Origin of the sequence: Stenotrophomonas maltophilia, from assembly GCF_003970865.1 — a bacterium.
Taxonomy (GTDB): Bacteria; Pseudomonadota; Gammaproteobacteria; order Xanthomonadales; family Xanthomonadaceae; genus Stenotrophomonas; species Stenotrophomonas maltophilia_AR.
In genome coordinates, this window is sequence record NZ_RXLZ01000099.1 from 1 (window position 1) to 10,710 (window position 10,710).

General features: G+C 66.9%; 6 protein-coding genes. All 6 read right to left on the reverse strand.

Annotated elements, in window-relative coordinates:
- Positions 1 to 317: 317 nt before the first annotated feature.
- Positions 318 to 2,936 carry a beta-mannosidase gene (locus EKL94_RS21155; protein WP_126930521.1) on the reverse strand — a complete coding sequence of 873 codons (2,619 nt, stop codon included), beginning with the start codon at positions 2,934 to 2,936 and terminating at the stop codon, positions 318 to 320.
- Positions 2,937 to 3,027: 91 nt separating this feature from the next.
- On the reverse strand, positions 3,028 to 4,254 hold the full coding sequence (locus EKL94_RS21160) for an AGE family epimerase/isomerase (protein WP_126930522.1): 1,227 nt from the start codon (positions 4,252 to 4,254) through the stop codon (positions 3,028 to 3,030).
- Positions 4,251 to 5,246, reverse strand: a complete 996-nt coding sequence (locus tag EKL94_RS21165) for a carbohydrate kinase family protein (RefSeq protein WP_126930523.1) — start codon at positions 5,244 to 5,246, stop codon at positions 4,251 to 4,253. Before EKL94_RS21165 ends, EKL94_RS21160 begins: the two co-directional genes overlap by 4 nt.
- A gap of 7 nt (positions 5,247 to 5,253) precedes the next feature.
- The gene (fucP, locus tag EKL94_RS21170; protein WP_126930524.1) at positions 5,254 to 6,567 is read right to left on the reverse strand and encodes an L-fucose:H+ symporter permease; all 1,314 of its coding nucleotides are present in this window, start codon (positions 6,565 to 6,567) and stop codon (positions 5,254 to 5,256) included.
- A gap of 60 nt (positions 6,568 to 6,627) precedes the next feature.
- Positions 6,628 to 7,677 (reverse strand): LacI family DNA-binding transcriptional regulator, encoded by a 1,050-nt coding sequence (locus EKL94_RS21175; protein WP_049424705.1) that lies wholly within the window; start codon positions 7,675 to 7,677, stop codon positions 6,628 to 6,630.
- Between the two features lie 96 nt (positions 7,678 to 7,773).
- Positions 7,774 to 10,239 carry a GH92 family glycosyl hydrolase gene (locus tag EKL94_RS21180; protein WP_126930525.1) on the reverse strand — a complete coding sequence of 822 codons (2,466 nt, stop codon included), beginning with the start codon at positions 10,237 to 10,239 and terminating at the stop codon, positions 7,774 to 7,776.
- Positions 10,240 to 10,710 lie beyond the last annotated feature (471 nt).

The window sequence follows — 10,710 nt, forward strand, 5'->3', positions numbered from 1 at the left end:
ATGTTCCGGGTGTGCCAACCAAGGTTGGCACCTACCAAAGCAGGATGCGCCGCCCTCAACGATCGAGGTGTGCGGACCAACGGTCCGCACCTGCCCGGCTCCGCGTCTGGTGGATGCCAACCTTGGTCGGCATGTTCCGGGTGTGCCAACCAAGGTTGGCACCTACCAAAGCAGGATGCGCCGCCCTCAACGATCGAGGTGTGCGGACCAGCGGTCCGCACCTGCCCGGCTCCGCGTCTGGTGGATGCCAACCTTGGTTGGCATGTTCCGGGTGTGCCAACCAAGGTTGGCACCTACCAATGCTGGATACGCTGCCCTCAACGATCGTTGAGGGTCTTCAGCTTCATTGCTTCGCGCAGCGTCGTCAGGTCCACCGGGCCACGCACCGCGATATCGCGGGTTTCGCCCGGCAGCAGGTCCAGCAGGTTGTCTTCGACCTGCACGTCCAGCGCACCGAAATCGATCCACGTCGCGCGCACGTAAGCCGCGCTCTCCAGGCGCAGACGGTAGTGGTCGCCTTCAATGGACAGCGTGGCCTTCAGCTTCTGCCGCGGCAGCACCTGGTCCCTGGCCTCGACGAAACCGACCACCTGGCGCGCACTGACATTGCCATCCCGCAGCAGCTCGAACACCGCCACGGTGCGCTTCGGGTCAGCACCGGCCAGCAGCTCGGCATCGCGGAAATCACCGATCGAGGTGACACCCGCCGCCGTCAACGTCACCGCGTCCTCGCGACGGCGCAGCACCTTGCCGTCCACATCCATCACCCGCAATCGCCATCGTGCATCTGCGGCAGCGCCATCATTGATCAGGCGCACCCGCGTACTGCCCTCATCACGCAATGCCGCCAGCGTGACCGGTGCGAAGAAGCGCCGCGCGGCGAAGTGCAACGCCTTCCAGCGACCGAAGTAGTCCACGCTGGACCATGAAGCACCCGGCCAGACGTCGTTGAGCTGCCAGTACAGCGAGCCCATGGTATACGGCCGCGACGCGCGATGATGCAACGCGGCCAGTGCGATGCCATCGGCCTGCATCACCTGGCTGAGGTAGACGAAGTCCTCGAAGTCCTTCGGCGTGCCATAGCCCAGCTCGATGTAGTGCAGCAGGCGGCTGTTGCCCTCGCCAGCCATGAATTTCTGGTGCGCGCGGATCACCGCGCTGTCGATGCGCTGCTCGGCACGGGTGGCGATCTGGTCCACCGTCGCCACCGACGGCCACGCCTGCAATCCGTATTCGGACATGAAACGCGGGGTCTCACGCAGGTAGGCCTGCACCGGCAGCGCCGGATTGCCCCAGACCTGCCAGTAATGCTTGTCACCGCGGGTGGAATCGTTCGCCTTTTCATCCAGGTCGTTGCTGGGCGAGCTGGACCAGTACGGCACGCCCAACCCCTCCTCGCCCACCACCTGGCGCAGGTCGTCGCCGAACAGGTCGACATAGCCCTGCCAGACCTTCGCTGCAAACGCAGGGTCAGCGGCCTTCAGGTCGCGTCCGTGGCCCCAGTCCTTCCAGGCGGTTTCTTCCTCGTTGTTGCCACACCACAGCACGATGCTGGGGTGATGGCGCAGGCGGCGCACGTTGTCGCGCGCCTCGGCCACCACGCTGGCACGGAAGGCCGGATCGTAGCCCGGCTGCATGCCGCCACCGAACATGAAGTCCTGCCAGACCAGCAGGCCCAGCTCGTCGGCGATGTCGAAGAACGCATCGTCCTCGTAGTAACCGCCGCCCCAGTTGCGCAGCATGTTCATGTTGGCGTCGCGCGCGGCGGTCAGCACCTGGCGCAGGCGCGCGGCATCGACACGGGCGGGGAAGGCGTCGAACGGAATCACGTTGGCGCCCTTGGCGAAGATCGGCACGCCATTGATGACGAAGGCGAAGCCCTGGCCGCCCTTGCTGTCTTCCTCACGGCGCAGTTCAACCGTGCGCAGGCCAATGCGCTGCTCGCGTGCCAGCGCTGCATCGGCGCCATCATCCAGGCGGGCCTGCACGGTATACCGATCCTGCGCACCATGGCCGACCGGCCACCAGCGCTGTGGCTTGGCCAGTTCGACCGGCAGTTCGACAGCGTTCTGACCCGGCTTCAACAGCACCGTGCGCTGCTGCTGGGCCACGCTGCGGCCCTGAGGATCGCGCACGTCCACACTCACTACTGCCGAGCCGGCTGCAGCGCCCTGCTCCACCTGCAGCAGCACCGCCAGCCTCGCCTGCTCCGCGCTCAATGCATCGGTGCGCACGGCAAGATCGGTCAGGCGGTGCGCATCCCAGGCCTGCAGGTCGACCCCACGCCAGACACCGGCGGTGACATAGCGCGGGCCCCAGTCCCAGCCGAAGTGGTAGGCCGGCTTGCGCGCGAAGTTGCCGACCATCGCGTCTTTGGGCTCATCCCCATAGGGCGAAGGATAGTTGCCGGCGATCTTGTGCGGCATCGTCTGTACACCGGGAAGCAGTGTGCGGATCGGTGAACGGAACACGATCTGCAGTTCATTGCCATTCGCCCGCAGGCGCCCTTCCACGCGCGCACGCCAGGTGCGGTGCGCGTTGTCCGCACGCAGCAGCGGCTTGCCGTTGAGGCTGACTGCGGCATAGGTATCCAGCCCATCGAAGCGCAGCTCGGCATTGGGCTTGGCCAGCGTCGCCGCATCCACGTCGAAGTGGGCGCGGTACTCCCAGGCAGCCAGGCCGATCCATTGCAGTTCGGCCTCAGGCGCACCAACGTACGGATCGCGGATCAGCCCATGCGCCAGCAGATCGGTGTGCACGCTGCCCGGCACCTTCGCCGCCCGCCATTGCTGCAGGCCCGGGTGGGCTGCGCCCTCGGCATCGCCGGGCAGCATGCGGAACTCCCACTGTGCCTGCAAAGACGCTGCAGTTGCCGGGAAAACAGAGGCCGCGATCAGCAGCAGGAGCAAACGGACAACGAGGGAAAGACGATGCACGCGAAGCTCCTGTTTTTCCGCCGGGCGTGGCCCGGCGCTACCGATTCCGGATTGCCAGGCATGGCCTGGCACTACTGCATTCGAACGATCTTCAGCCCACGACGTTCAACACTTCGTAGCACGCACCCATCGTGTGGTAATCCACCTTGCCGGCCGGGCTCTTCTCGTCGCTGTACTTGCGGTTGTCGGCATCAAGGATGCGGAACCAGGCGCCGTACTGATGGTCGACGAAGTGCTCCCACGAGTACGCCCAGATGCGCTCGTACCACTGCCAGTAGCGGTCATCGCCGGTGCGCTTGGCCATCAGTGCGGCGGTGGCCAGCGTTTCGGCCTGCACCCAGAAGTACTTGTCGTCGTCGCAGACGAAGCTGTCGCCACCGATCGGCGCGCCATCCATGCCCGGCTGCCGGCGCGATTCCGGTGCGAAGCCGTAATACAGGCCGCCTCGCGCGTCGTCCCAGCTGCGCGCCACGGCCACGTCGAACAGGTGCTGCGCGGTCGGCACCAGCCAGTCGGCCTGCACATGGCGATCGAGGATCAGCAGCAGCTTGGCCCACTCGGTCTGGTGACCCGGCTGGAAGCCCCACGGGCGGAACAGGTGCTTGGGGTCGTCCAGGTTGTAGTCCCAGTCGATCTCCCAGTTCTCATCGTAGTGCTCCCAGACCAGCCCCCCGGCCTTGGCCGCCTGGCGGCGGGTCATGTTGTCGGCCAGCTGCAGCGCACGCTCGACATAGCGCTGCTCGCCACTGGCCTCGAACGCCGCCAGCATCGCCTCGCACATGTGCATGTTGGCGTTCTGGCCGCGGTAGCCGGTGAAGTTCCACTGGCCGTCGGCTTCGTCCTTGTACAGGCCGTGCTGCGGCTCCCAGAAGCGCGCTTCCAGCAGCTGCCAGGTCTCGTCCATCCACTGGCGGGCCTGCTCCACACCCGCCTTCAGCGCGCAGCTGTAGGCCAGCAGCACGAAGGCCACACCGTAGCAGTGGTTCATGTCGTCCTCGACCTTGCCGTCGCGCAGGGTCCAGGCATAGCCGCCGGTGGCCGGATTGCGGTGCACCTCGCGCAGATAGCGCACGCCGTGCTCGACGGCCTCCCTGTATTCGACATTGCCGAACTCGCGGTAGGCCATCGCGTAGTTGAAGACGAAACGGGTGCTGCTCACCAGATGGCGGTGGCTGGCATCGTAGATGCTGCCGTCATCCCGGAAGTAGTGGAAGAAGCCGCCGTTCGGGTCAACGCAGCGCGGGTGGTAGAACGCCATCGTGTCGGCGATGTGTGCACGCAGGAACACGGGCGAACGGAAATCGGGCGAGGTGCTCATGCGGTAATGTCCTGGGCCTGCAGCAGCTGCTGCACTTCATCGAGCGAGGGCATCGCGGCGAACGCGCCCTTGCGGGTAACCGCCAGCGCCCCCACGGCGGCGCCGAAGCGCAGCGTGGCGGTGATCGCCTCCGGGTCCTGGCAGAACGCGGCGAAACCAGCACCCGCCCCGCCGCGCTCCAACAGGCCGACCAGCACACCACCGACGAAGGCATCGCCGGCCGCCGTGGTGTCGACCGTGGCCACGCGGAAGCTGGTGACCGTGCCGTGGTTGTCGCGGGTGTACCAGTGCAGCGTGGCTGCACCATCGGTGACGATGACCCAACGCGCCTGCGCGGCCAGCAGGCGCTTCAGCACCGCCGCCTCGCCATCGGTACCCAGCGGTGCCGCCAGGTAATCCAGCTCCTCGCGCGACAGCTTGACCAGATCGGCGCGTTCCAGCGCCTGCCACAGGCGCGGCGTCGGATCTTCGTGGGCCGGCCACAGTGCCGGGCGCAGGTTGAGATCGAGGCTGACCACCGCTCCGGCGGCACGGGCGCGCTCCATGCCGGCGAAGGTCGCCTCGGCGATGGACGGCTCGGTCAGGCTGTTGGAACAGACGTGGAAGCACTGCGCGCTGTCGAAGCACGCAGCCTGGAAGTCGCTGTCACGGAACAGCAGGTCGGCCGCCGGCGGACGGTAGAAACTGAAACTGCGCTCGCCGTTGGCATCCAGCGCGACGAAGGCCAGCGCGGTCTTCGCCGCGTCGGTACGCACGATGTAATCCGTGCCCACGCCGTGCTCGACCAGACTGTCGGCCAGGAAGTCACCGAACATGTCACGGCCCAGCATGCCGACGAACTGGGTCTTCGCGCCCAGCCGTGCGGCGGCCACGGCGACGTTGGCCGGCGCACCGCCGGCGTATTGCAGGAACGCGCGCGGGGTGTCGGCCGAGGCCGGCGGTTGCGCTAGTAGATCGATCAAAATTTCGCCGAAGCAAACAATGGCACCCATTCCGGACTCAGCCTCCCTGCGTTGCGGAAGCCGGCGTACGTGCGCCGACCAGTCCGTAGAAAATGATGTAGCCGTAGCACAGCAACGGCAGGATGAAGCTGCCCTGCACACCGATGTGATCGGCGAGGACGCCCTGCAGGTACGGCACCACGGCACCGCCGACGATGGCCATGATCAGCAGGCTGGAGCCCTTGTTGGTCAGCGGGCCCAGGCGCTCGATGCTCAGCGCGAAGATGGTCGGGAACATGATCGAGTTGAACAGGCCGATCGCCACCACCGAATACAGCGCGACACTGCCGGAGGTCAGCATGGTCGTGGCCAGCAGGGCCACGTTGACCAGCGCGAAGATCGCCAGCAGGCGGCTGGGCGAGAAGCGCGCCAGCAGCGCCGAGCCCGCGAAGCGGCCGATCATCGCCATCGTCCAGTAGGCCGACACGTAGTGCGTGGCTTCCTGTTCGCTGAAGCCGCCGATGCTCGGCATCGACAGGTAGTTGACCAGGAAGCTGCCGATCGAAACTTCGGCACCGACGTAGAAGAAGATGCCCAGCACACCGAGCAGCAGGTGGCGCTTGCGCAGCGCATCCAGATAGCTGTGGTGATGGCCCTGGTCAGCCTGCTCGGTGGCGTCACTCAGCGCCGGCAGGCGGAACAGGAAGACAAACAGTGCCAGCAGCACCAGCGCCACCGCCAGGCCCACGTACGGACCCTGCACGGCCTGCGCCTCAGCGGCGCGGTAGGCCAGCTGCTCGGCGGCCGGCAGCGCGCTCAGTTCATCGGCGCTCTTGACCGTGTTGGACAGGATCAGCATGCCGCCGAAGATCGGCGCAATGGCCGTGCCCAGCGAGTTCAGTGCCTGCGCCAGGGTCAGGCGGCTGGAGCTGGTCTGCTCCGGGCCCAGCAGCGCGACGTAGGGATTGGCAGCGACCTGCAGCACGGTAATGCCCGTGGCCAGCACGAACAGCGCACCGAGGAAGGCGCCATATACGCGCAGCTCGGCCGCCGGCCAGAAGCCCAGCGCGCCGATACCGGCGATCACCAGGCCGGCCACGATGCCCTTCTTGTAGCCCAGCGCCGCCACCAGGCGACCTGCCGGCAGCGACATCAGGAAATAGGTGCCGAAGAAGGTGAACTGCACCAGCATCGCCTTGGCGTAGTTCAGCTCGAACACCGCCTTCAGGTGCGGGATCAGGATGTCATTGAGGCAGGTCAGGAAGCCCCACATGAAGAAGATCGTGGTGACCACGGCCAGCGCCTTGCCGTTGGTGACGGCGGGTGCGTTGCCCGAAGAACCCGATGGACGGGGCGTTGCGGAGATCGGCATGCGGTACGCGCCTCGATGCGCGGAAGGTCGTTGTTGCGTGGAAGGGGTGTCTGGAAGAAATCAGTTCGGTCGTGCGGCACTGCTTTCGCGGATGCGCAACTGCACCGGCGCGACCGTGCGCCGTGGCGGTGCGTCCGGTTCGTCCAGTCGTTGCAGCAGCAGCGCCGCAGCTTGCCGGCCACGTTCGCGCGGATCGGCGGTGAGCGTGGTCAACGGCGGCACCGCGACCGACGCCTCGGAAATATCATCGAAACCGGTAACGGCGAAGTCGCCGCCCGGGCGGATGCCGCGCGAATTCAAGCCCAGCATCAGGCCCAGCGCGACGGTGTCGTTGTAGCAGACCGCCGCACTCGGGCGATGGCCGTCGGCAAACAACTCATCGGTGCGCGCCGCGGCTTCCAGGCGGTTCGGCGCCGACTCGATCATCCAGCCCGGCGGCAGCGACAGCCCCGCTTCGGCCAGCGCCTGCTGGAAACCGGCACGGCGCTGGTGGCACGAGCTCGATGCGGCGTGGCCGCCAAAGAAGGCAATCTGGCGATGGCCGCGTTCGATCAGGTGGCGCGTGGCCAGATAGGCGCCGTGCTGGTTGTCCAGGGTCAGGAAATCCCAGTCGGCCCCGTCCAGCTCGCGGTTGAACAGCAGCACGTTGGCATTGGCACCCAGTGCCTGCCGCAGCAGCGCGGTATCGCTGCCCTCGGCCGGCGACAGGATCAGGCCGGCCGGGGTGTGCTCCATCAGCGTGGACAGCACCGCCTGCTGGCGCTCCGGTGATTCACCGGTACTGCCCAGCAGGGTCACGTAGCCGCGTCCACCCAGCGCCTCATCCACACCGGAGGCGAATTCGGCGAAGAACGGGTTGGACAGATCGTTGATCACCAGCGCGATGCTTGATGACGTGCGCCGGCGCAGGTTGGCCGCCGCGCGGTTGTAGACATAGCGCTGGCGGCGCAGTTCGGCCTCGACCTTGGCGCGGGTATCGACGTTGACCAGCGGGCTGCCGCGCAGCACCAGCGACACGGTTGCCCGTGACACGCCGATGGCACGCGCGATGTCGGTCACCGTCACCGCCTTGCCGGCGCGCTTGCTGGGACTGCTGCCGTTGTCGTTCATCGTCTTCCCGGACTCCGCTGGATGCTCAAGCCTAATGGATCAGGGCCCTGTCGTGCCGTGCCGTTCGCTGGGTCACCGCGAACGGCACAGTCCGTCTCAGCGCAGCTGGCTGCCCGGTGCCGCGCACCAGGATACCGGCAGGTCCTTCACCGCCGTGCCCCAGCCCTGCTCCGGCGCCTTCGCATCGAGTGCGAACTGCAGGCGTGGGCCCTGCTGCAGCCGGTTCCAGTCCAGCCACACCGGTGCATGCGTCTGGCCATCGACCTGTACGCCCTGCACGTACTGCAGGCGGCGGCCATCGGCACCCGGCGCATCGATGCGCAGCGTGCGGCCATTGCCCATGTCCACTTCCACCTTGCTGAAGCGCGGGGTGTGCAGCAGGAACTGGCCGCTGCCCGGCACCGCCGGGTACACGCCGATGGCACTGAACAGGTACCAGGCCGACATCGTGCCGAGGTCATCGTTGCCGGTCACGCCGTTGGGCGCATTGGTGAACAGCTGCTGCGCGGCACGCACCACGGCCGCGGTCTTCCACGGCTGGCCGATCAGCGTATACAGCCACGGCGAGTGCAGATCCGGCTCGTTGTTGGGGTTGTAGCGGAACTGGTTGTAGTAGCTGTACGGCCCGACCACCCACTCCTTGCGGGCGGCGTTGAGCGGATCGGCCTGCAGCGCGTCCATCGCGAAGAAGGCATCGAGGCGGCGGCCGGCCTGTTCGCGGCCGTCCATCGCCTCGACCAGGCCCGGCACGTCCTGCTGCGCCAGCCACTGGTACTGCCACGCCGTGCCTTCATGGAAACCGTGATGCGAGCGCGGGCTGTAGTGGCCATCGGCCGGCGTGTACCACTGGCCATCTTCGGTGCGCGGGCGCGGGAAACCGGTGAAGCCGGTCTCGGCGTCACGCACCTGCGGGTCCCACACCTTGCGCCAGTTGCGGCCGCGCTCACGCAGCGTCGCCGCGTCCTGCGCGTGGCCGAGGCCATCGGCCATCTGCGAAAGCGCACAGTCGGCCAGCGCGTATTCCAAGGTGGCCGAACCACCATGGTGCGGATCGACGTCCATGCCCTTGGACGGGAACGCACGGTCGTAGACCACATAGCCCTTGTCCAGATAGGTCGGATTACCGGAACGGCCGGCCATGCGCGAGTTCAGCGGCGGCGTGCCGAACGCGTTGCGGCGCAGCGCATCCCACGCCTGCGATTCACGGCCCTTGAGTGCACCGAAGCGCCACAGGTCGACCATGAACGGCGTGACCGGATCGCCGGTCATGATGTTGGTCTCGAAATTGGCATAGCCCCAGCGCGGCAGCCAACCGCCCTGCTCGTCGATCGCCAGCAGGGTACGGCCAATGTCACGCGCCACGTCCGGGCGGGTCAGTGCCAGCCACTGGTTCTGCGCGCGGTAGGTATCCCACAGCGAGAAGTACTCGTAGTAGGTCCAGCCGTCGGCACGGTGGATGCCATCGTCATAACCGCGGTAGCGGCCGTCGGCGTCGTTGCCGGTCATCGGCTGCAGCAGTGCATGGTAGACCGCGCTGTAGAACACGGCACGGTCGTCGGCGTTGCCGCCCTGCACGCGCACCCGGCCCAGCTGCTCACGCCACGACTGCTGGGACAGCGCACGCATGCGGTCGAAACCGAGCAGTGCGCCGCCCTGCATGCCGTCCGCGCGCAGGTTGATGCGCGCACCTTCGGCATCCACGTGCGAGATCGCGCTGACCGCCGTCACCGACTGGCCCTTGGCCAGGTCGAAGCTGAGCCAGGCACCGTTCGGCTTCTGCTCGCCTTCCATGCTGTGTCGCGCGCCCGGCAGGCCACCGCCCTCGCCCCAGGTGCCATGCGCCTTGAACGGACGGTCGAACTCGATGCGGAACCAGGTTGTGTACTGGTGCCCGCCACAGAAACTCTTGGTGACCAGCTTGCCTTCCACCACACGGTCGCCGACCACATCGACCACGCTGCCGATCACCGAGTGGCGTTCATTGGCCTGGCCGACGTTGACCAGCACGTGGCCATCGCCCTGGCGCTGGCTGAAGGTGTAGCGCTCGGCTGCGGCGCGCGTACGCGCGGTCGTTTCTGCGTCGATGCCGCCGTAGCTGGTCAGCCGCACCTTGTAATAGCCCGCCTGCCCGATCTCGCCGTCATGGGTGTAGGACGCGGCATAGGCTTTGTGGTCGAACTGCTTGGCGTTGCCGGTATCGAAATCGCCGCCCGGGCCGATCGAACCGGTCACCGGCAGCACCGACACCTGGCCGCCCTGCTCCCAGCAACCCGCGCCGGAGATGAAGGAGTGGCCGAAACCGCGGATCTTCTCGTCGTCGTAGCGCCAGCCCGAATAGTGGCTGCCGATCGGGCTGACCTGGATCAGGCCGAACGGCGCCGACGCGCCCGGGAACGTGTTGCCGTCGTCCTTGCTGCCGATGAAGGTGTTGACCTCGCGCTCCAGCGCAGCCGGCGCGGCCTGCAGCAGCATCGGCGACGCCGACAGTGCGAGCAGGCAGGCCAGGCGCGCCAGCGGGCGCGAGGACAATGGGACGGCGGGAGCGGACGGCACTGGACGCATGTCGGGTTCCTGTAGTCGATGACGCGGAGGCATACGGCCGGGGCCGTCCGGCACCGTTCCGCTGAGCTCTGCCTGGACCGGCAGAAGGCTCCCCCTGGAATGACGCCCGACCCACCAGACCGTGGATTTAGATCGATTCAAGTAGAGCATGCAGGTTCAGCCGAATGCATTCTGCGGCGCAGCATGAAAGGGGGGGCGGCAGGGCTGCGCCCTGCACCTGCTACAAGCTGGAGCAACAGCAACAGCAACAGCAGAAGCCGGTTTCATGTGGGGAGTCGGGGTGGGTCCGGTTGCGGGGGACCCCGCAAGTACGTCCATGTAAGTCCGGTCGCCCCGTCCCTGCGGCCCCCCCCCCCGCCACCCGCCCCACCCCCCCCTCGACCAATTCCCCCAACCTTGGGGTCACCCCACACGCGGGGTGACCTCCCTCACGTAACACAATAAAAGCTGGTGCAGCACCCGTTTGTTTTG

Coding starts and splice junctions, on each gene's coding strand:
- EKL94_RS21165 (WP_126930523.1), bottom strand. CDS start 5,246: ATGGGTGCCATTGTTTGCTTCGGCGAAATTTTGATCGATCTACTAGCG.
- fucP (WP_126930524.1), bottom strand. CDS start 6,567: ATGCCGATCTCCGCAACGCCCCGTCCATCGGGTTCTTCGGGCAACGCA.
- EKL94_RS21180 (WP_126930525.1), bottom strand. CDS start 10,239: ATGCGTCCAGTGCCGTCCGCTCCCGCCGTCCCATTGTCCTCGCGCCCG.
- EKL94_RS21175 (WP_049424705.1), bottom strand. CDS start 7,677: ATGAACGACAACGGCAGCAGTCCCAGCAAGCGCGCCGGCAAGGCGGTG.
- EKL94_RS21160 (WP_126930522.1), bottom strand. CDS start 4,254: ATGAGCACCTCGCCCGATTTCCGTTCGCCCGTGTTCCTGCGTGCACAC.